The following is a 21,331-nucleotide window of genomic DNA, read 5'->3' as shown; positions in this document are numbered from 1 at the left end:
GCCATGCAACCCTTCCTCACCGAAACGGGCATCGCCGCCCCATTCCTGGCCGCCAACGTCGACACCGACGTGATCATGCCCAAGCAGTTTCTCAAGGGCATCGATCGCAATGGCCTGGACCGTGGGGTGTTCTTCGACCTGCGCTTTGCCGCGGGCGCCGCGCCGAACCCTGAGTTCGTGCTCAACCAGGCACCCTGGCAGGACGCGCGCTTTCTGGTGGTCGGCCCCAACTTCGGCTGCGGCTCGAGCCGCGAACACGCGGTATGGGGCCTCAAGCAACTGGGGATCCGCGCGTTGATCGGCAGCAGCTTTGCCGGAATTTTCTTCGACAACTGCCAGCGCAACGGCGTGCTGCTGATCCAGCTCGAGGAGGCCCAAGTCAAAGAGATCGGGCAATGGGTCAGCGAGCCCGGCAGCGCTGAACTGAGCATCGACCTGGAGCGACAACGGATCGCGCTGCACGACGGTCGCAGCATCGACTTTGAGATCGATCAGTTGCGCAAGCAGGCGTTGCTGCTGGGGCTCGATGCCATCGGCAGCACGCTGCAACGTACCGAACAGATCCGCGCCTTCGAAGCACGGCATCTGCAGGCTAATCCGTGGCTGGCCTGAGCCGCCAGGGACGACACAAGCCCGCCCGGACACGGGCGGCGCTTCACGGCTCCTCGTACAACAACAAATAGAGGACATGCACATGAACAAGACCCTGGCGCCCAGCGCCGAACACACGCCCGTCCAGCGCCGGCTCAACGCGCTGCTCACCTACCCGATCGGTGTGATTCCCCTGCCCTATTTCATCGGCATCGCCCTGATCGTGTTCTGCTCGGCACACTTCGGTTACCTGCCCAAGACAATGATCGGCGGCCTGGCGGTGATCATGACCATGGGCGTGTTCTTCGGCCAGCTCGGCCAGCGCCTGCCACTGCTCAAGGAAATTGGTGGCGGCGCGATCCTCTGCCTGCTGTTGCCCTCGGTGCTGGTGTTCCATGGCTTCTTCGGCAGTGCCACGCTGGATGCGACGAAGATGCTGATGAAGGATGCCAACTTCCTTTATTTCGTCATCGCAAGCCTGGTGGTGGGCAGCATCCTGGGCATGAACCGCTTCATCCTGGTCCAGGGCATGATGCGCATGTTCGTGCCGCTGGTGGCCGGCACCCTGGCGGCGATCGCGGCGGGAATACTGGTGGGCGTGCTGTTCGGCTATTCGGTCCACCACACCTTCTTCTACATCATCGTGCCGATCATCGGCGGCGGCATCGGCGAAGGCATCCTGCCCTTGTCGCTGGCCTATGCACACATTCTCGGCGGCAGCCCCGAGCAGTACGTGGCGCAACTGGTGCCAGCAGCCGTGGTGGGCAACATCGTCGCGATCATCTGCGCCGGCGCCCTCGCGCGCCTGGCCGGCAAGCGCCCGCAGCTCAGCGGTGACGGCATGCTGATCCGCGCTCGCGAAGAAAACGACAAGTTCAAGGAGCAGGCCGACGACGAGGCCATCGACTTCCGCTACATGGGCGCTGGTGTGCTGCTGATCTGTACCTTCTTCGTCCTCGGCGGCCTGCTGGAGAAGCTGGTGCACATTCCGGGGCCGGTGATGATGATCGTGGTCGCGGTCCTGTTCAAATACCTGCGCGTACTGCCCACGCACCTGGAAAAAGGCAGCAAGCAGTTCTACAAGCTAGTGTCGACAGCCTTCATCTGGCCGGTGATGATCGGCCTGGGCATGCTCTATGTACCCCTGGAAAGCGTGATGGGCGTGTTCTCCATCGGCTATGTACTGGTCTGTGCCTCGGTGGTACTGGCCATGACCCTGGCAGGATTCCTGATCGGCAATCTGCTGAAGATGTATCCGGTCGAGTCGGCCATCGTCACCTGCTGCCACAGTGGGCTGGGCGGCACCGGCGATGTGGCGATTCTTTCGGCATGCAACCGCATGGGGCTGATGCCCTTCGCGCAGATCTCCACGCGCCTGGGCGGCGCCGCGACGGTGATCGGCGCAACCCTGCTGCTGGGCTTGTTCAGCTGAACGAAACAGGGGCCACGCCGTGGCCCCTGGCTTCACCCCAGCAACACCTTGAAGTGCCGTTCGAGAAACTCCACGCACACGCGCAGTTTCGCCGAGTCCGCCAAGCGCGTCGGGTATACCGCCCAGACGTTGGCACTCTGGGTGTAGTCGTGCAGCACCTGCACCAGCCGACCGCTCTCCAGCAGTGGCCGTACATCCCAGTACGAACGCAGCAGGATGCCCCGCCCGCCCAGCGCCCACTGCAGAACGATCTCACCATTGTTCGACGACAGCGGCCCGCTGACACGCACCGTTTCTTCGCGACCGGCATGCTGCAACTGCCACACACCGAACGGGTTGTTGCGCTCCTTGAGCACCAGGCAGTCGTGATTGTCGAGATCCTTGAGGCTCAGCGGCGTTCCACGCTGGGCAAGGTATTCGGGCGTGGCGCACAGCACCCGCTGGTTGCTCGCAAGCTTGCGCCCGATGTGCTGCGCCGGCAGGTCATCGCCGATACGGATTTCAAGGTCGAAGCCTTCGGCGACGATATCCACCACGCGGTCGAACACATCCAGGCGAATCTCCAGGGCCGGATACGCCGCCGACAACTGCGCCACCGCAGGTGCGACATGGTTGCGGCCGAAGCCGAAGCTGCTGCACAGGTGCAGCACGCCGCGCGGCTCCTGGCGCACCTGTTTCATCTCGCCGACGAAGTCGTCCATGTCACCGAGAATGCGGATGGCCCAGCGCTGGGCACGCTCTCCGGCGTCGGTGAGGGCAATGCTGCGGGCGTTGCGGTGCAGCAGCCGCGTGCCCAGCGCCACCTCCAGCAAGCGGATGCGCTTGCTGACATAGGCTGGCGACAAGCCCAGTTCGTCCGCCGCCGCTGCAAAACCTGACTTGCGGATCACCGTGAGGAAGACCCGCAGGTCTTCCGGCAGCGGCGATTCGGCACGAGGTGTGTTCATTGGAGGTGCTCCCGAAGCGATTGATTCACGCTTCGGGCATGATGCCAGCCCTACCGGTTAGCGACAATCGATCCGATCGGGCCTAAAGCACCATCGCCGCTACCCAGCCAAATGCCAGCAGCGGCAGGTTGTAATGAATGAAGGTCGGCACCACCGTGTCCCAGATATGGTGATGCTGGCCATCGACGTTCAGGCCCGAGGTCGGCCCCAAGGTCGAGTCCGAGGCAGGCGAGCCAGCGTCGCCCAACGCACCGGCCGTGCCGACGATGCACACCGTGGCCAGCGGGTCGAAGCCCAACTGCACACACAGCGGCACGAAGATCGCGGCAAGAATCGGCACGGTGGAGAAGGACGAGCCGATGCCCATGGTCACCAGCAACCCCACCAGCAGCATCAGCAAGGCACCGATACCCTTGCTGTGGTCGATCCACTGCGCCGAGGTCTCGACCAGGCTCTTCACCTCGCCGGTGGCCTTCATCACTTCGGCAAAGCCCGAGGCCGCGATCATGATGAAGCCGATCATGGCCATCATCTTCATGCCCTCGGTGAACAGATCGTCGGTCTCGCGCCAGCGCACGATGCCCGACAGCGAGAAGATCAGGAAACCGACCATCGCACCGATGATCATCGAATCAAGCCACAACTGGATGATGAACGCCGCCGCGATGGCTGCGCCGGCCACCAGCAACGTCAGTGGGTTGTACTGCACACTGACCTGCTCGACCTCTTCGATGCGCGCCAGGTCGTAGTCACGCTTGCGCCGGTAGCTGATGAACACCGCCACCAGCAGGCCAACGAGCATGCCCGCCGCCGGGATGGCCATGGCGTGGGTGACGTTGACGCCGCTGATGTCCACGCCCGCGCGGCTGACGTTGGCCAGCAGGATCTGGTTGAGGAAGATGTTGCCAAAACCCACGGGCAGGAAGATGTACGGAGTAATCAGGCCGAAGGTGATCACGCAGGCGATCAGGCGCCGGTCGATGCGCAGGCGTGTCAGCACGTACAAGAGCGGCGGCACCAACAGTGGGATGAAGGCGATGTGAATCGGCAGAACGTTCTGCGACGACACCGCAACCACCAGCATCAGGCCGATCAACAGCCATTTGAGCTTACCGCCCTGTCCTTGCCCCTGGCGGTCGATCATCGCCAGGGCACGGTCAGCCAGGGCGTGGGCCAGGCCTGACTTGGCGATGGCCACGGCGAAGGCGCCGAGCAACGCGTACGACAACGCCACCGTCGCGCCGCCGCCCAGGCCGCCATTGAAGGCCGCGAGCGTGCCCTCGATCCCCAGGCCACCGACCAGGCCCCCGGTCAGGGCGCCAACGATCAGGGCGATGACCACATGCACGCGGGACAGGCTCAGTACCAGCATGATACCGACCGCGGCGATCACTGCATTCATGGTGTGCAATACCTCATTACGACAGACAAAAAGCGGGCGCTCCGGCGACAAGCTGCGCTGGGCAGCGGCCGGACCAGGGGTGTTGTTATGGAGGGCGCACACTCTGAAGCACTGGGGGGAGGATGTCAAAACTGCCGAGGGATGGCGTTTGTATAGGCGCTTTTATCTTTATTGAACGTTCATATAAAGAAAAAACCGGTCCCGCCGACACAGTCGTCAGCCCCAGCTCTACTATTACAAGGGATGTACACCATGCCGTTGCGTCAACTTTCCATCCAATGGAAGATCACCCTGCTCGCCGGGCTGTGCCTGGCCAGCATCGTCACATTGCTCGTCGGCCTCTCGTTGTATCGCATGGACCACAGCTCGGATCTGGTCAAAGCCAGCAGCTCGCAGATGCTCACTGAATCCGCCCAGGCCCGCATCGAATCTCAAGGCGAGGTCCAGGCGCTGAGCATTCGCCGTCAGTTCATGGACGCCTACCAGTACGGTGCTGGCTTCGCCCGTCAGGTTCTGTTCCTGCGCGAACAGGCCGAAAAGCGCTTCATCGACGCCCACGACCTGCGCCAGGACATGACCGCCCAAGTCCGCGCCGCCCTGCAGGCCAACCCCGACCTGCTCGGTCTTTCGCTGGTATTCGAAGCCAACGCCCTGGACGGCAAGGACAAACTGTTCAGCGGCCTCGCCGAGCTTGGCAGCAACGAAACCGGGCGCTTCGCCCTGTACTGGTCGCAGCCGCGCGCGGGCCAGCTGACCGCCATGGCGTTGCCCGAGCGTGATATGGCCAACACCCAGATCGGCCCCAGCGGCGAGGCGGCCAATACCTGGTGGGCCTGCCCGCGCAGCACCGGCAAGGTCTGCGTGATCGAGCCCTACTTCTATGAGATCGCTGGCCAGCAAGTGCTGATGACCAGCATCGTCTTCCCGCTGATGGTGGACGGCAAGGTGATCGGTACCCTGTCCATCGACACCAACCTGAACAGCTTGCAGGCCCTGAGCGAAGACGCCAGCCGCAGCCTGTACGAAGGTCGCACCAAGGTCGGCATCCTCAGCCCCGCGGGCCTGCTGGCCGGCTACAGCCCGGACGCCGGCAAGCTGGCCGAGCGCTTCGACCAGGTCGATACCCGCCAGGGCGCCGAGCTGGTGCGCAAGCTGACCGCCGGCAAGCTGCAGGTGCTCCACGACCAGCAACGCCTGAAGGTACTGGCCGCGTTCGCACCGATTCCCGGCGGCAAGCCTTGGGGTGTGCTGCTCGACGTACCGGAAAGCGCCCTGACCGGCCCTGCCGACGCGCTAAAGCGCGAACTCGACGTGCTCAACACCAGCGGCACCCTGCTCGAGCTGGGCCTGGGCCTGGCTGCGGCGATCGCCGGCCTGCTGGCGGTGTGGCTGATGGCGCGCGGGGTAACCCGGCCGATCCTCGGTGTGGCAGCGATGCTCAAGGATATCGCCAGCGGCGAAGGTGACCTGACCCGTCGCCTGAACTACGACAAGCGCGACGAACTGGGTGAGCTGGCCGGCTGGTTCAACCGCTTCCTCGACAAACTGCAACCCACCATCGCCGAGGTCAAACGCTCGGTGCAGGCAGCACGCGGCACGGCCGACCAGTCTGCTGCCATCGCCAGCGAAACCAGTGCGGGCATGGAGCAGCAGTACCGCCAGGTCGACCAGGTCGCGACCGCCTCCCACGAAATGAGCGCCACCGCCCAGGACGTCGCCCGCAGCGCGGCCCAGGCAGCGCAAGCCGCGCGCGATGCCGACCAGGCCACCCGCGAAGGCCTGGCCGTGATCGATCGGACCACTGACAGCATCGATGCGCTGGCCGCCGACATGAGCAGCGCCATGGCCCAGGTCGAGGGGCTGGCGCAAAACAGCGAGAAGATTGGTTCGGTGCTGGAGGTGATTCGCTCCATCGCCGAACAGACCAACCTGTTGGCCCTCAATGCGGCCATCGAGGCCGCGCGCGCCGGGGAAGCCGGGCGTGGTTTCGCAGTGGTCGCCGACGAAGTCCGCAACCTCGCGCGGCGTACCCAGGAGTCGGTGGAAGAGACCCGCCAGGTAATCGAGTCGCTGCAGGCCGGCACCCGTGAAGTGGTCGGCGCCATGGACAGCAGTCATCGCCAGGCCCAGGGCGGCGTGGAGCAGGTCGGCCAAGCGGTCACCGCGCTGCAGCGCATCGGCCAGGCGGTCACCGTGATCAGCGACATGAACCTGCAGATCGCCTCGGCCGCCGAGGAGCAGAGCGCAGTGGCCGAAGAGATCAACAGTAACGTGGCCACCATCCGCGACGTGACCGAATCGCTGTCAGGTCAGGCCAATGAGTCGGCGCGGGTCAGCCAGTCGCTGAACAGCCTGGCCAACCAGCAGCAGGGGCTGATGGACCAGTTCCGGGTCTGAACACGCCTGCGCGGTGCCAGCCTGGCATCGCGCAGGGATCGGCGCCAGCCGCCGAACCAGGCCACTGCCCTCGTCGTCTACACTTTGCCCGACCCCACGAATTGGCAATCGACGAGGCCATCATGAAGAAAATTCCAACCTTGCTGGCCGGCCTGATGCTTGCGCTTGGCCTGGCCAGTACCGACAGCGCCGCACGCGCCGAGTCAGCCAAACCCATCCAGTTCGGCGCCATTGGCTGGGAAAGCGGCGCCCTGACCACCGAAATCCTGCGCCTGATCGTCGAGAACGGTTACGGCTACCCCACCGATACCCTCCCCGGCAGCACCGTCAGCATGGAAGTCGCGCTGGCGAAAAACGACCTGCAAGTGATCGCCGAGGAATGGGCCGGACGCAGCCCGGCCTGGGTCGAGGCCGAGAAAAAGGGCGAGGTGTTCGCCTTGGGCGACACCGTGAAGAACGCAGTCGAAGGCTGGTATGTGCCGGCATACGTAATCGAAGGCGACCCGGCGCGCAACCTGAAGCCGCTGGCGCCAGAACTCAAGAGTGTCGCCGACCTCAAGCGCTATGCGCAGGTATTCAAAGATCCCGAGGCGCCGACCAAGGGTCGCTTCCTCAACAGCCCAAGCGGCTGGACTTCAGAGATCGTCAACAGCCAGAAGCTCAAGGCCTACGGGCTCGATGGGCTCTACAGCAATTTCCGCACCGGCTCAGGCGCCGCCCTCGACGCTGAGGTCAGCTCGGCTGTTCGCCGTGGCCAACCGGTACTGTTCTATTACTGGAGCCCGACGCCACTGATGGGCCGCTTCGATTTCGTGCGCCTGGAAGAGCCCCCTTATGACCCCCAGGCCTGGGCCACCTTGACCGACCCGGCCAACCCCGCCCCACGTGGCAGCAGTTCGCTGCCCGCCAAACTGTCGATTGGTGTATCGAAGGCCTTCAAGACCCAATACCCGGACCTGGTGGCCTTGTTCGAAAAGGTCGACTTGCCGATCGACACCCTCAACCAGGCCCTGGCCATCATGAGCGAGAAACGCCAGGACCCGCGGGAGGCGGCCAAGGTATTCCTGCGCGAGCATCCGCAGGTCTGGAAAGCCTGGATGCCGCCCGCAGTGGCGCAGAAAGTCGGCGACACGCTCGGGAAACCGTGATCAGGCAAAGAAATGTAACATCCCTCCCCCTTGGCCCCGGCACTCCATGGACTAGGCTTACACCCATGTGATGCCGGGCCCCTCTGACGGTTTGCGCCGCCATGTCGGAATCACTGTTGCCATGCAACGTCGACAATCAAGGAGGGGCTCATGACAGCTCTGCAGACATTCCTCACAACACCCCTGCTCGGCACCAGCACCTGGCTGTGGCTGGTATTCGTCACCATCGTCGTCGCCCTGCTGGTCCTCGACCTGGGCGTGCTGCACCGCCAGGAGCGCGAAATCGAAATGCGCGAAAGCCTGCTGCTGTACTCGGGCTACTTCAGCGTGGGCGTACTGTTCGGGGTATGGGTGTGGTACGAGCTAGGCGCCCAGTCGGCACTGGAGTTCTACACGGGCTTCCTGGTCGAGCAGTCGCTGTCGATGGACAACGTGTTCGTCATGGCGATGATCTTCAGCTTCTTCGCCATCCCTCGCCGTTACCAGCACCGCGTGCTGTTCTGGGGCATCCTCGGCGTGGTAGTCCTGCGTGCGATCATGATTGGCGTGGGCGCCGCGCTGGTACAGAACTTCGCCTGGGTACTCTATCTGTTCGGTGCGTTCCTGCTGTTCACCGGGGTGAAGATGGCGCTTTCCAGGGAAGACAGCCATCCGGACCTGGCCAATAACCCGGTGCTGCGCTTCGTGCGCAGGCACATGCGGGTCACTGACCAGATCCACGGCAAGCACTTCTTCGTCCGTCTCACACCACCCGGCCAGAGCAAGGCGTTACGTTACGCCACCCCACTTTTCCTCGCCCTGGTGCTGATCGAGCTGGCCGACCTGGTATTTGCCGTCGACAGCGTGCCGGCGATCTTCGCCATCACCCAGGACCCGTTCATCGTCTACACCTCGAACATCTTCGCCATCCTCGGCCTGCGCTCGCTGTACTTCGCCCTGTCAGCCTTGATGCACCGCTTCGTCTACCTCAAGTACGCCCTGGCGTTGGTGCTGATCTTCATCGGTTGCAAGATCTTCTACCACGGGTTGGTGGGCAAGGTGCCGGCGCTGCTGTCGCTGGGCGTGACATTCGGGTTGCTGCTGGGCGGCGTGGTGCTGTCGCTGTTCAAGACCCGAGGCAGCGAAGGGCAAGAACCTGCCTTGGCCCAGGACAGCCCGAGCAAGGCCGAAGCGACCGCTGGCGACGCCGCGCCAGGATCATCCACGGCCCCTACCACGAACCACACCGGCCCTTGACGGCAAGTACCTGCCCAGCGGGCTTACTGCCCGCTGCGCAGCATCTCCTTGGGCACATACTTGCCGATCTCGTACTTGCCGATCGCCGCCCGATGCACTTCGTCGGGCCCGTCGGCCAGGCGCAGGGTGCGCTGCATGGCATACATGTAGGCCAGCGGGAAGTCGCCGCTGACACCGGCACCACCATGAATCTGGATAGCGCGGTCGATTACCTTGAGCGCGACGTTCGGCGCCACCACCTTGATCTGGGCGATCTCGCTACGCGCCACCTTGTTGCCGGCGGTGTCCATCATGTACGCCGCCTTGAGGGTCAGCAGGCGCGCCATATCGATTTCCATCCGCGAGTCGGCGATCTTGTCGACGTTGCCGCCCAGCCGGGCCAGCGGCCGACCGAACGCGGTGCGGCTTACCGCACGCTTGCACATCAGCTCCAGGGCACGTTCGGCCATGCCGATCGAACGCATGCAATGGTGGATACGTCCCGGCCCCAGGCGCCCCTGGGCAATCTCGAAACCACGCCCTTCGCCAAGGATGACGTTCTCGTAAGGCACGCGCACGTTATCGAACAGCACCTCGGCATGACCATGGGGCGCGTCGTCGTAACCGAACACCGGCAGCGGGCGAACGATCTTCACCCCGGGCGCATCGGTAGGCACCAGCACCATCGAATGCTGCTGGTGGCGCGGGCCATCGGGGTTGGACAGCCCCATGAAGATCATCACCTTGCAGCGCGGGTCGCAGGCGCCGGAGGTCCACCACTTGCGTCCGTTGATCACCCACTCGTCACCATCGCGCACGGCGGTGGCAGCCATGTTGGTGGCATCGGAGGAAGCCACATCAGGTTCGGTCATGGCAAAGGCCGAGCGGATCTCGCCACGCAGCAGCGGTTCGAGCCACTGCTGCTTCTGCGCCTCGCTGCCATAACGCACCAGCACTTCCATGTTGCCGGTATCCGGCGCCGAGCAGTTGAACGGCTCTGGCCCCAGCAGCGAGCGCCCCATGATCTCGGCCAGCGGTGCGTACTCCAGGTTGGTCAGCCCCGCGCCGTACTCGGACTCAGGCAGAAACAGGTTCCACAGCCCTTCAGTCCGGGCCTTGGCCTTGAGCTCTTCCATGATCGCGGTGGGCTGCCAGCGGTCACCCTCGGCAACCTGGCGCTCGAACACCGCTTCGGCGGGATAGACATAGGCGTCCATGAACGCTGTGACGCGCTCGCGCAGAGCCTGGACCTTGGGCGTATAGGCGAAATCCATCTGGGCTACCTTTGCGGAATGAAGAACATGCAGCAGAGCCTAGAGCAGTGCAGGTCAATCCACCTAGTCTATTTTCGGCGTGTATTAACATTCATAACCGATATATGATCGGCGAATAACATCAACAACACGTGGCGCCCTTATGAACCTCAGCAAGGTCGATCTCAACCTGTTCATCGTCTTCGACGCCATCTACACCGAAGCCAACCTGACCCGTGCCGGGCAGATCGTCGGCATCACTCAGCCTGCCGTATCCAATGCCCTGTCACGCCTGCGCGAAACCTTCAACGACCCGCTGTTCGTGCGCACCGCCCAAGGCATGGTGCCGACACCGATGGCACAGAACATCATCGGCCCGGTGCGTAATGCCCTGGCCCTGCTGCGTACCTCGGTGCAGGAAAGCCGGATCTTCAATCCGCAGCAGGCCAGCAAGACCTTCCGCATCAGCATGACCGACCTCACCGAAGCGGTGGTCCTGCCGCTGCTGTTCCAGCGTTTGCGCCGCCTGGCGCCGGGCGTGGTGATCGAGAGCTTCCTGTGCAAGCGGCGCGAGACCACCAAGGAGCTGGCCGCAGGTCGCCTGGACTTCGCCGTCGATGCCCCGCTGAACACCGATCCACAGGTGCGCCACGTCAAGCTGATGCAGGACCGCTATGTTTGTGCCTTGCGCCAAGGCCACCCCTTGGGCGAGGCCAAGCTGACCCTCGACAGCTACCTGGGCATGACCCATATCCATATTTCCAGCCGTCGCAACGGCCTGGGCTACGTCGATCTGGCACTGGGCAAGATGGGCGTGCAGCGCAAGATCGCGCTGCGCTCCCAGCACTACCTGATGGCCTCGCAGGTGCTGCAGCAGACCGACATGGTGATGACCGTCCCTGAGCGTTTCGCACGCCGCCATCAGTTGCGCTACCTGACGCTGCCGGTAGAAGTCCCGCCACTGGAAACGCACCTGTACTGGCATGAAAGCACTGATCAGGACCCGGCCAACCGCTGGATGCGCGAGCAGATCATCGAACTGTGCCAGCAGGTGGTGGCGCAGGATGAGCGGGAGATTGCCGCGCAGGCCGCTGCCGACTGAGCTAAGGCGGTGCATTCGATGATGGCACACTGGACGAACGGTGCCATCACCTCTAGCATCTGCGCCGCCCTCACCCAACGCTCAAGGACGATCATGCTCGCCACCGCAGCACGCTCCATCACTCTGGTTGCCGCTTGCGCACTGCTCGGCGCCTGCAGCTTCAACGGCACCTACCAGGACAGCAGCCGCACTGACGCGGCAAAACTGCGCTACGTCTCCAACACCTCCAACTCGACGCTGGATGTCTACCGGGGTCCCCGATGCGAGGGCAGCACCACCGGCCTGCTCAACAACTTCCTGGCCAGAGACACTCGCCGTCGCGCCGACATGCGCGTGCCGCCCACCGCCGACACCCGTGGCTACCTGGAGATCCGCCTGGAGCCCGACCAACCACTCTATCTGTTTGTCAACACCTTGAGCACCGGTGGCGCGCCCTGCTCGATCGGGGTCACCTTCACCCCCGCCGCCGGTTCGGAGTACGAAGTGAGCGTCGACCGCAGCGACGGTTACTGCATGCTTCAACTCACCCGCCTGCAACGCATCGACGGCAAGGATGTACGCATCCCCTACCCGCTGAACGATGAGCCCTTGGCAAGCTGTAGCGGCACCTCGCCGCTGTTCCCGCTACCGCCCACTCCGCTGGCTGCCTCCGTGCAACGCAGCGCGATGATCGAAAGCCTCATCAATGACAGCCTGACCTCGTCCGGCGCAGTGATCGACATACTGCAAGCCGGCAACCTGCAGCAACCTCCGGCCGATCAGCAGATCGCCGAACGTCGCAAGGCCTTGGGCAATGCCACGCTGCCCGATGCCTACTGGGACCAGTACCGCGCCAATCTGCAGCATTTCGAGCAAGCCCTTGGCCAGGTCAAGCCCCTCGCCCAGGCCAGATTCCGCGACAATAACCGCAAGTACCTCAACAGCGTGCAGGACCAGCAGTTGCAGATCTGGGCGGGTCTGGAGTTGGGTAACCGCTACAATAGCCGCGAGGTTCGCATGCGCGACATGAGCCGTTACTACGCGCGGGTTTACCGCCAGATCACCGCTGAAGCGAAGCTCGAACACCTGCGGGCCATGGCGCAGCTTGACCGGCAATACGGCGTTTGCGAACGCTTCGAAGGGTGCTGGAGGCTTTGATGCAACGGTCAGCCAGAATAGTTTTCTTCTGGCTGACCTCAAGGAGAAAAATATTTCTACTGAACACTGAGAAAAGCGAAAACAAGAAAAACTTCTTCCCTCGCGGCTCCCCTAGCATGCTCACATCATTCTTCAGCCTCTGCTCGCACGGACCCACCCATGCACAACTCGCCGCTGTACCTCGACTACGCCGCCACCACCCCAGTCGATGACCGGGTCATCGAAAGCATGCTGGCCTGCATGGGCCGCCAGGCGCATTTCGGCAATCCTGCGTCCAGCGGTCACGCCTTCGGCCAGGCCGCCCGCGAGTTGGTGGAACAGGCCCGTCGCCAGGTCGCCGAACAGGTCGGCGCGGCGCCCGAATCGCTGGTATGGACGTCCGGTGCCACCGAGTCGAACAACCTCGCCCTCAAGGGCATCGCCCAGGGCGCCGGCCAGCCCGGTCACTTGATCACCAGCCAGTTGGAACACAAGGCCGTGCTCGACACGGCCGCCGAACTGGAGCGCCAGGGCTGGGTGGTCACAAGGCTGGCGCCGGATGCACAGGGGCTGATACAGCCCGAAGCCGTCCAGGCCGCCCTGCGAGCCGACACCCGCCTGGTATCGCTGATGGCGGTCAACAACGAGCTGGGCACCACCACCGACTTCGGCCGGATCGGCGAATGCGTACGCGCACATGGCGCACTGTTGCATGTGGATGCCGCCCAGGCCGTGGGCAAGGTCAGCATCGATCTGGCGCGCCAAGCCGTCGACCTGATGTCGTTTTCCGCACACAAGGCCTATGGCCCCAAGGGCATTGGCGCACTGTACGTCGGCAGCCGCGCGCGCCCCTGCCTGCAGGCGCAGATGCATGGTGGCGGCCATGAAGGCGGGCTGCGCTCCGGAACGCTGCCGGGGCATCAGATCGTCGGCATGGGAAGTGCCTTCGCCCTGGCTGGCGCCCTGGCCGCAAGCGAGCACGAGCGGATCAAGGCACTGTCGCAACGCCTGCGTGACGGCCTGCTGGCCTTGCCGGGTGTGAGCCTCAACGGTTGTGCCGAACAACGCATCCCGCACACCTTGAACCTGTGCATCGAGGCCAAGGGCTTCAGCAGTGCGGCATTGGCGAGCGAACTGGCCATTTCCACGACCTCGGCGTGCAACTCGGCCAGTAACGCTGCATCCCACGTGCTGCTGGCCCTGGGGCTGAGCGAGCAGCAGGCACGCAGCAGCGTACGCATCAGCCTGGGGCGCTACAGCACCGAGGCTGATGTGGACAAGGCGCTCGAGGTGTTCGGGCGGGTCATTGCAGCAGGCGCCGTGGCGCTCTGGTAGCGACGCCTTCTGTCAGGTACGGACAGTGAAGAAAAACCCATTGCCATGGCATCCGGCCCCGATTACTGGCATCTTGGCGCTTTCCCCTGCGAAGGACCGCGTTCCATGGCATTGCATCTCTGGCTGACGTTTTCCCTGGCCTACCTGATCACCTCGCTCACCCCGGGCCCCAACGTCCTGCTGACCGTACGCAACGCGCTGCGTTACGGCCCATCGGGCATGGGCATGACGCTGCTGGGCAACCTCAGTGCGCAGTTGCTGCTGATCAGCGGTGTGGCGATGGGCGTCGGTGCGTTGTTGATCTCGCTGCCGGCGGCATTTCTGGCGTTGAAGCTGGTGGGTGCGGGGTATCTGATCTATCTGGGCCTGCGTCAGTTGCTGTCACGGGACAAGCCCAAGCTGCCCGCAGGCGAGATCCCCCCGGTAGCGCCGCGCGCGAAATGGCGGATCGGTGTCGAAGCCTTCCTGGTGTCGGCGAGCAACCCCAAGACCTTGGTGTTCTTCTGCGCCTTCCTGCCGCAGTTCCTTGAACCTGGCCGGCCAATTTTCGGCCAGTTCGCAGCAATGTTCATCAGTATCGCGGCCATCGTCGGGCTGGTACATTCGTTCTACTGCTTCACCGCATACCGCTTCGGCCAGCGCCTGAAGGCCTCGCGCCTGGCAGCCTGGTTCAAACGCGCCACCGGTGCGCTGTTCATCGGGCTGGGTGTGCGATTGCTCAGCACCAAGGCGGTGTAAGGCGCGTTATCTGAGCAATGCCTGGATCTGTTCATGCAGGGTGTCGAGGTCGAACGGTTTGGCCAGGATCGGCGCCTTGCGCGCGATCGGGCTGCCAGACTCGAGGATCTCCGCGGGATAGCCGCTGATGAAGATCACCTTGAGGTCCGGGCGCAGCTTGACCGCAGGCTCGGCGATATCAACCCCGGAAATCCCGCCTGGCAGGCGAAAGTCCGTGACCATCAGGTCCAGGTGCGGCTTGCTCGCCAGAATCGCGAACGCCTGCTCACCATTCTCGGCCACCAGCACGTGATAGCCCTCCCCCGCCAAGTAGTCGCGCAGGATCATCCGGATGACCGGTTCGTCCTCGACCACCAGCACCACATCTTGTGCATCTTCGCTCATGACAACGCCTTGAATTTCAAATAGTTGGCCATCTGACCACCAGGTCACACAGAGGTTGCCTGCGCCTGGTCACTTTGTTGATCGGCCGTCGCCAGCGGCAGCAGGATGCTGAACGTCGCACCCTGCCCCTCTTGGCTCTCGACCTGGATTCGTCCACCGTGGGCCTGCACGATCTGCTCGGAAATATACAAGCCAAGCCCCAATCCACCACTGGCCTGGTGCGCCGCAACCCGCTCGAACTGCTGGAAGATCCGCTGCTGGTTGGCGGCACTGATGCCAATGCCGTGATCCTGGACCTGCACACAGGCCATGCCGGTTTGTTCGAACACCCGCACCTGGACTGGGCGTCGCTCGCCATAGCGCAAGGCATTGGACAGCAAGTTGGCGAGCACCTGCTCGATACGGAACTCGTCCCACTCCCCCTGCAGCGCGTCGCAGCGTTGCAGCTCGATGTGGGTGTCCAACGCCGTTGCCTGGGCCGAGAAGTTCTCCACCAGGCCGCGCACCAACTGCGACAGGTCGAACAGCCGCGGGCGGATCGACAGTTTGCCGGTGCGGATGCGCGACACGTCGAGCATGTCCTCGATCAGCCGAATCAAGCTGTTGATCTGCCGTTCGTCACGCTCGACCATCGCATGCAGGTGGCTTTCGCTGAACGCCGCGAGGTTGCCCCGCGACAAATGCATCTTGCGCAGCTGGGTCTCCAGGATCAGGCCGTTGAGTGGCGTGCGCACTTCGTGGGAAACGATCGACATGAAGTCATCGCGCATGCGCACCGCACGCTCCAGCTCGCTGCGTGCCACCTGCAGCTGGGCAAGCAGTTGCTCCTGTTCCTGCCGGCTGCGCTCGAGCGCTTCCAACTGACGCCCGAGCACCTGGCGCTGGCGATAAAGGTCGACGAACACCGACACCTTGCTCTTGACCGCCTGGGTGTCCAACGGCTTGTGCAGGAAGTCCACCGCGCCGCTCTCGTAGCCCTTGAAGGCGTAGTTCATCTCGCGGCCAGCAGCGCTGACGAAGACGATCGGAATGTTCTTGGTCTTCTCCATGCCGCGCATCAGCTCGGCCAGCTCGAAACCATTCATGCCCGGCATCTGCACATCGAGGATGGCCAGGGCGAACTCGTGCTCGAGCAGCAGCGACAAGGCCTGCTCGGCCGACTGGGCGCGGTGCACCTCACGGTCCTCACCCTGGATCAGGGCATCGAGGGCCAGCAGGTTTTCCGGCAGATCGTCGACGATCAGCAGTTTGGCGATGATGTGGCTTAGCATGCGCTGGGTTCCAGGGTGGCGAGCAACTGCCCGATACCGCTCAGAGAAAGAATATGGTCGGGGCGATGCAGGGCCAGTGCGGCCTCCGGCATCAGCGCAACCTGTGCGTCGCGGGGGTCCTGGACCACGGTCCGGCCTCCGCACTTCTTTATGTAGGCAAGGCCCTCGGCGCCGTCTTCGTTGGCACCGGTGAGCAGCACGCCGAGCAGCCCTTCGCCATAGGCATCGGCAGCCGAGGCGAAAAGGAAGTCGATCGCCGGGCGCGAAAAGTGTACCGGTGCCTCCTGGCTCAGCGACAGGCTAAGGTCGCGCTCCACCGACAGGTGATAACCGGGCGCTGCAACATAGATCTGCCCGGCCTCTATCCGTTCCTTGTCACGAGCCTCGCGCACCGGGCGATGCAAACGGCGATGCAGCACCTCGGCCAGTTGGCTGTGGCGGTCATCCGGCAGGTGCAGCACACACAGCACAGGCTGGGCGAAGCCCTCTGGCAAGCCGCCAAGCACTTCGAACAAGGCCGCGACGCCGCCGGCCGAGGCGCCGATGACCACTGCGCGCACGCCGTTCATGTCTTGCGGTAGATCCGCTCGGGCCTGACCAAAGGCTCGAAGCGGTCGCTATAGGCCGAAAAATCCACCGATTCCTTGCTGCCCAGGAACAGGAAGCCGCGATGGCACAACGACTCGTGGAACAGCCCCAGGGCACGGTCCTGCAAGTCTTTGTTGAAGTAGATCAGCACATTGCGGCATGACACCAACTGGGTTTCGGAAAACACGCTGTCGGTGGCCAGGCTGTGGTCGGCGAAAGTCACGTTGTCGCGCAGGCTGCTGTCCATGATGGCGTTGCCGTAGGCGGCAGTGTAGTACTCGGAGAAGTCGCGCCGCCCTCCGGCCTTGCGGTAGTTCTCCTCGTACTCGCGCAGGCTCTGCATGGAGTAGATGCCCTGCTTGGCCTTCTCCAGCGAGCTGGGGTTGATGTCGGTGGCGTAGATGATGGTGCGCTGCAGCAACCCTTCCTCGCGCAGCAGGATGGCCATGGAGTACACCTCCTCTCCCGTGCTGCAACCGGCGATCCAGATCTTCAGTGAGGGCCAGGTGCGCAACAGCGGCACCACTTCCTCGCGCAAGGCGAGGAAGTGGTCAGGGTCGCGGAACATCTCGCTGACCGGGATCGTCAGGTACTGCAGCAACTGCATGAACATGCCCGGGTCGTGCAGTACCCGCTCCTGCAACGCAGTCACGGTACGGCAGTCGAACTGTCGCAGGGCATGGAGGATCCGGCGCTTGATCGATGCGCCTGAGTAGTCACGGAAGTCGTAGCTGTACTTGAGGTAGATCGCCTCGATCAGCAGCCGGATCTCGATATCGGTGTTGCGTTCGCTAGTCAAATTCGCTCCAGTTGCGGCAGCCAGACGCGGATCAGGGAGAACAGGCGATCAAGGTCGATCGGCTTGGCCAGGTAATCGTTGGCGCCCGCCTGCAGGCAACGCTGCTGGTCATCCTTCATGGCCTTGGCCGTCACGGCGATGATCGGCAGCTTGCGCCAGCGTGGCTGCTGGCGGATCAGCCGGGTCGCTTCATAGCCGTCCATTTCCGGCATCATCACGTCCATCAGCACCAGGTCGATATCCTCGTGCTGTTCAAGGCGCTCCAGCGCTTCACGGCCGTTGCGCCCGATCTCGACGATAGCGCCCTTGTGCTCCAGGGCACTGGTCAGGGCGAAGATGTTACGCACATCGTCGTCCACCAGCAGGATCTTGCGCCCCTCGAACACCTTGTCGCGGCTGCGCGCGGTCTTGAGCATGCGCTGGCGCTCGTGGGACAGTTGCGACTCGACCTTGTGCAGGAACAGCGTCACTTCGTCGAGCAGGCGCTCCGGCGAGCGCGCGCCCTTGATGATGATCGAACGCGAGTACTTGAGCAGGTCGGCTTCTTCTTCGCGGGTGAGGTTCCGCCCGGTGTAGACGATCACTGGCGGGAAGCTGCGGATGTCTTCGGCCGTCATGCGCTTGAGCAACTCGTTGCCGAGCATGTCGGGCAGCTTGAGATCGATGATCATGCAGTCGTAGATGTTCTCGCGCAGCAGCTCCAGGGCCTCCTGGGCCATGGCCACGGCGGTGATCTCGATGTCGTCGTCGCCGATCAGGCGGGCGATGCTCTCGCGCTGCAGGTCGTCGTCTTCCACCAACAGGATGTGCTTGAGCTTCTGCGTCAGCTTGGCTTCCAGGCGGTTGAACACCTCCTTGAGCTCCTCGCGGCTGGCCGGCTTGACCGCGTAGCCCACCGCGCCCATGTGCATGGCGGCCTCGACGCGGTCTTCCACCGAGATGATGTGCACGGGGATGTGCCGGGTGTTGGCCTGTTCCTTGAGGCGCTGTAGGACAGTGAGCCCGGAATGGTCGGGCAGACGCATGTCCAGCAGCACGGCATCAGGCACGTACTGTGCCGCCAGGGCGAAGCCTTCGTCGGCGCCATGGGCGACCAGGCAGTTGTAGCCCAGTTCATGGGCCAGGTCGTAGAGGATCCGGGCGAAATTCGGCTCGTCCTCGATCACCAGAATGCAGCGATTGGCGAACGGCGCCTGCTCGCGATCGTCGGCAAATTCGGGAATCGGCAGCGGCTGTTGAGGTGCAGCCAGCGCGCGCGGTGGCGGCGGCAACTGATCGAGGGTCGGGCGCAGGCTGTGGGCCTCTTCCTGTCCATCCACCGATTCGTAGCGCTCGGGAATGATCAGGCTGAACACGCTGCCCTGGCCGGGACTGCTGTCGACGCTGATCTGGCCACCGAGCAAGTGCGCCAGGTCGCGTGAGATCGACAGGCCCAGACCGGTGCCACCATAGCGGCGGTTGCTGGTGCCGTCGACCTGATGGAAAGCACCGAAGATTGCCTGTTGCTGGTCGGCGGCGATACCGATGCCGCTGTCACGCACGGCAAAGACGATGCCCATGCCGACCTGATGACTGATGTTCAGGCTTACCTGACCACGCTCGGTGAACTTGATGGCGTTGGACAACAGGTTCTTGAGGATCTGCTCCAGACGCTGTCGGTCGGTGAACAGGGTCGCCGGCACCTGCGACTCCAGCTTCACCTCGAAACTCAGGCCCTTGTCATCGGCCAGCGGCTGGAACATGCCGCGCAGTCCTTCGACCAGGCGCACCACCTGGGTGGTCTCAGGACGCACTTCGAGCTTGCCCGCCTCGACCTTGGCGATGTCGAGAATATCGTTGATCAGGTTGAGCAGATCGTTGCCAGCCGAATAGATCGACTCGGCAAACTTGACCTGTTCCTGGCTGAGGTTGCCTTCGCCATTCTCGGCCAGCAGTTTGGCCAGGATCAGCGAACTGTTGAGCGGCGTGCGCAGCTCGTGGGACATATTGGCGAGGAATTCGGACTTGTACTTGCTGGAACGCTGCAAGTCCTCGGCACGCGCCTGCAGTTCCACTTGCGCAGCATTGAGCTCGCTGTTCTTGCGGTCCAGGGCGACGGTGCGCTCGGCCAGTTGCTCGTTGGTCTGCTCGAGCTCGGCCTGCTGGGTCTCCAGGTGGGCCTGGGACTCCTTGAGCACACGCGACTGCTCTTCGAGCTCCTCGTTCGCCGTCTTGAGCTCCTCTTGCTGGACCTGCAGTTCTTCATTCAATTGTTGAGTTTCGGCAAGCACTTCCTGCAGGCGCTGACGATAGCGCGCGCTCTCCAGGGAGATGCCGAGGTTTTCGCTGATCCGTTCCAGCAACTCGACATCACGCTCCTGCAGCGGCCGCAGGAAGCCCAGCTCGAGTACGCCATTGACCTGGTTGTTGTCACTGGCCGGCGCCAGCAAGGCACTGCGCGGTAGCCCGCTGCCCAGGCCGGAGCTCAGCCGATAGTAATCCTGCGGCAGGTCATCCAGACGCAGCACGCGACGCTCGCGCACCACCTGGGCCAGCAGGCCATCGTGCTCGGCCATTACCTGCTCGCGCCCCTGCTGTTCGGCATCGAGCCCATAGCTGGCCACGCGCACCAGGCGCCCATGACTGTCACGGATATACAGTGCACCGACCACACTACCCAAGTAGCCGGCGAAGAAGCGCAAGATGTTGTCCCCCAGCATGGTCAGCGTCAGTTGCCCAATGACCTCCTGCCCCAACTGGGTCTGCCCGTTGCGCAACCAGGCCTGGTGTTCCAGACGCTCGGCCGAACGCTGCTGAGCCTGCAGGTTGCTGACATAGCTTTCGGACAGCGCCAACAGGTCACGCCGCCCCAGGTAGGCCAGCAGCGCACTGAGGCCGACGATGAACAGCACGAATGCGCTGATCGCGGTGACGGTGACCGTGCTGACCTTCTCGTTGCGCGCCATGCGCAGCTGCTGCTCGGTGGCAACGAAGTCGTCGAATTCCTTGCGGATCTCGTCAGTGATGCGCTTGCCGCGACCACTGCCGATCACGCCGCGAAAATCGCCCTGGTCGCGGCGCACCTTGATCAGTTCGCTACCGAACTCGTTCCAGGCACGCTGAAGGGCCACCAGGCGGTCGATACGATCGACCTGCGGTGGGTTGTCCAGGACCATGCCACGCAGGCTGTCCAGACTGCTGAAGATTCTCGGCTTGGCCACCTCGTAGGGGTCGAGGAAGCGCTCGTCGCCGGTGATCAGGAAACCGCGCATGCCGGTTTCCATGTCGATCGACAGCTTGACCGTTTCGTTGGCATTGCCAATCACCCGATCGGTGTGCTCGACCCACTGCATGGCCGAGAGCAAATAGTTGATCACCGCAACGAAGGCGACGGCGCCCAGCAGGCCGACACCCAACGGGAGGCCGACGTTACGGCTCAGCAGCTTGCGAAAACTGCGTTGATCCATGGAGGCTGCTTGAATCATCTGATAACGCCCGAGCGAAATAAGTCCATTGAACAGTGTGTGGCCACTACATTCAGTCATTGTTGTATGCCGCTGCCACGCCCGCACCTGGTGCGAGTCTAACCAGCTTTGCCTGATCTGGCAGGGCATTTAGCCAGTATTTGAAGCTA

General features: G+C 63.4%; 17 protein-coding genes and 1 pseudogene. 10 read left to right on the top strand and 8 right to left on the bottom strand.

The annotated features are described in order from the left end of the window. Positions 1 to 3: 3 nt before the first annotated feature. Entirely contained in the window at positions 4 to 612 is a 609-nt protein-coding gene (gene leuD, locus APH44_RS03400; RefSeq protein WP_054891290.1) for a 3-isopropylmalate dehydratase small subunit, read from the top strand. An 82-nt stretch (positions 613 to 694) separates the two neighbouring features. Then, complete coding sequence (locus APH44_RS03395) at positions 695 to 2,023, top strand: 2-hydroxycarboxylate transporter family protein (RefSeq protein ID WP_054891289.1); 1,329 nt, start codon at positions 695 to 697, stop codon at positions 2,021 to 2,023. 32 nt (positions 2,024 to 2,055) lie between these two features. Here APH44_RS03395 and APH44_RS03390 read toward each other — a convergent pair whose 3' ends face one another. Together APH44_RS03390 and APH44_RS03385 are read right to left on the bottom strand one after the other, a co-directional pair. Further along, complete coding sequence (locus APH44_RS03390) at positions 2,056 to 2,970, bottom strand: LysR substrate-binding domain-containing protein (protein WP_054891288.1); 915 nt, start codon at positions 2,968 to 2,970, stop codon at positions 2,056 to 2,058. Between the two features lie 82 nt (positions 2,971 to 3,052). Next, positions 3,053 to 4,372 carry a Na+/H+ antiporter family protein gene (locus APH44_RS03385; RefSeq protein WP_054891287.1) on the bottom strand — a complete coding sequence of 440 codons (1,320 nt, stop codon included), beginning with the start codon at positions 4,370 to 4,372 and terminating at the stop codon, positions 3,053 to 3,055. A 243-nt stretch (positions 4,373 to 4,615) separates the two neighbouring features. On the opposite strand from APH44_RS03385, the pseudogene APH44_RS30620 reads away from it, so the two are divergent. From APH44_RS30620 to APH44_RS03370, 4 genes and pseudogenes are all read left to right on the top strand, one after another. Next, positions 4,616 to 5,911, top strand: a pseudogene (locus tag APH44_RS30620) (HAMP domain-containing protein); the annotation flags it as partial. Positions 5,912 to 6,013: 102 nt separating this feature from the next. Next, entirely contained in the window at positions 6,014 to 6,769 is a 756-nt protein-coding gene (locus APH44_RS30615) for a methyl-accepting chemotaxis protein (RefSeq protein WP_371105596.1), read from the top strand. 122 nt (positions 6,770 to 6,891) lie between these two features. Continuing rightward, the gene (locus tag APH44_RS03375) at positions 6,892 to 7,917 is read left to right on the top strand and encodes an ABC transporter substrate-binding protein (RefSeq protein ID WP_054891285.1); all 1,026 of its coding nucleotides are present in this window, start codon (positions 6,892 to 6,894) and stop codon (positions 7,915 to 7,917) included. Between the two features lie 150 nt (positions 7,918 to 8,067). After that, positions 8,068 to 9,153 carry a TerC family protein gene (locus APH44_RS03370; protein WP_054891284.1) on the top strand — a complete coding sequence of 362 codons (1,086 nt, stop codon included), beginning with the start codon at positions 8,068 to 8,070 and terminating at the stop codon, positions 9,151 to 9,153. A gap of 23 nt (positions 9,154 to 9,176) precedes the next feature. Here the strand turns inward: APH44_RS03370 and APH44_RS03365 are convergent, their stop codons facing one another. After that, a complete protein-coding gene (locus APH44_RS03365; RefSeq protein WP_054891283.1) occupies positions 9,177 to 10,406 on the bottom strand; it encodes an acyl-CoA dehydrogenase in 1,230 nt (409 codons plus the stop codon). Positions 10,407 to 10,548: 142 nt separating this feature from the next. Between APH44_RS03365 and APH44_RS03360 the strand changes: the two genes are divergently transcribed. The 4 genes from APH44_RS03360 to APH44_RS03345 all read left to right on the top strand — a co-directional run bounded on the left by APH44_RS03360 (position 10,549) and on the right by APH44_RS03345 (position 14,676). After that, positions 10,549 to 11,487 carry a LysR family transcriptional regulator gene (locus tag APH44_RS03360; protein WP_054891282.1) on the top strand — a complete coding sequence of 313 codons (939 nt, stop codon included), beginning with the start codon at positions 10,549 to 10,551 and terminating at the stop codon, positions 11,485 to 11,487. 93 nt (positions 11,488 to 11,580) lie between these two features. Beyond that, on the top strand, positions 11,581 to 12,624 hold the full coding sequence (locus tag APH44_RS03355; protein ID WP_054891281.1) for a hypothetical protein: 1,044 nt from the start codon (positions 11,581 to 11,583) through the stop codon (positions 12,622 to 12,624). Positions 12,625 to 12,783: 159 nt separating this feature from the next. After that, on the top strand, positions 12,784 to 13,938 hold the full coding sequence (locus APH44_RS03350) for a cysteine desulfurase family protein (RefSeq protein WP_054891280.1): 1,155 nt from the start codon (positions 12,784 to 12,786) through the stop codon (positions 13,936 to 13,938). A gap of 105 nt (positions 13,939 to 14,043) precedes the next feature. Beyond that, positions 14,044 to 14,676 (top strand): LysE family translocator, encoded by a 633-nt coding sequence (locus APH44_RS03345; RefSeq protein ID WP_054891279.1) that lies wholly within the window; start codon positions 14,044 to 14,046, stop codon positions 14,674 to 14,676. A 6-nt stretch (positions 14,677 to 14,682) separates the two neighbouring features. On the opposite strand, the gene APH44_RS03340 is transcribed toward APH44_RS03345, so the two are convergent. The 5 genes from APH44_RS03340 to APH44_RS03320 are packed head-to-tail and all read right to left on the bottom strand — an operon-like array spanning position 14,683 to position 21,182. After that, positions 14,683 to 15,060: a response regulator gene (locus APH44_RS03340; protein WP_054891278.1), complete on the bottom strand. Its 378-nt coding sequence runs from the start codon at positions 15,058 to 15,060 to the stop codon at positions 14,683 to 14,685. Positions 15,061 to 15,104: 44 nt separating this feature from the next. After that, positions 15,105 to 16,331 carry a hybrid sensor histidine kinase/response regulator gene (locus APH44_RS03335; RefSeq protein ID WP_054891277.1) on the bottom strand — a complete coding sequence of 409 codons (1,227 nt, stop codon included), beginning with the start codon at positions 16,329 to 16,331 and terminating at the stop codon, positions 15,105 to 15,107. Further along, positions 16,325 to 16,900: a chemotaxis protein CheB gene (locus APH44_RS03330; RefSeq protein ID WP_054891276.1), complete on the bottom strand. Its 576-nt coding sequence runs from the start codon at positions 16,898 to 16,900 to the stop codon at positions 16,325 to 16,327. Before APH44_RS03330 ends, APH44_RS03335 begins: the two co-directional genes overlap by 7 nt. Continuing rightward, complete coding sequence (locus tag APH44_RS03325) at positions 16,897 to 17,718, bottom strand: protein-glutamate O-methyltransferase CheR (protein ID WP_054891275.1); 822 nt, start codon at positions 17,716 to 17,718, stop codon at positions 16,897 to 16,899. The genes APH44_RS03330 and APH44_RS03325 overlap by 4 nt, the downstream gene beginning before the upstream one ends. Then, positions 17,715 to 21,182 carry a response regulator gene (locus tag APH44_RS03320; RefSeq protein ID WP_054891274.1) on the bottom strand — a complete coding sequence of 1,156 codons (3,468 nt, stop codon included), beginning with the start codon at positions 21,180 to 21,182 and terminating at the stop codon, positions 17,715 to 17,717. Before APH44_RS03320 ends, APH44_RS03325 begins: the two co-directional genes overlap by 4 nt. Positions 21,183 to 21,331 lie beyond the last annotated feature (149 nt).

The sequence above is a fragment of the Pseudomonas sp. NBRC 111143 genome (genome assembly GCF_001320965.1).
In the GTDB taxonomy this organism is placed as follows: domain Bacteria; phylum Pseudomonadota; class Gammaproteobacteria; order Pseudomonadales; family Pseudomonadaceae; genus Aquipseudomonas; species Aquipseudomonas machongensis.
This window is presented reverse-complemented; position numbering and strand designations above follow the sequence as displayed.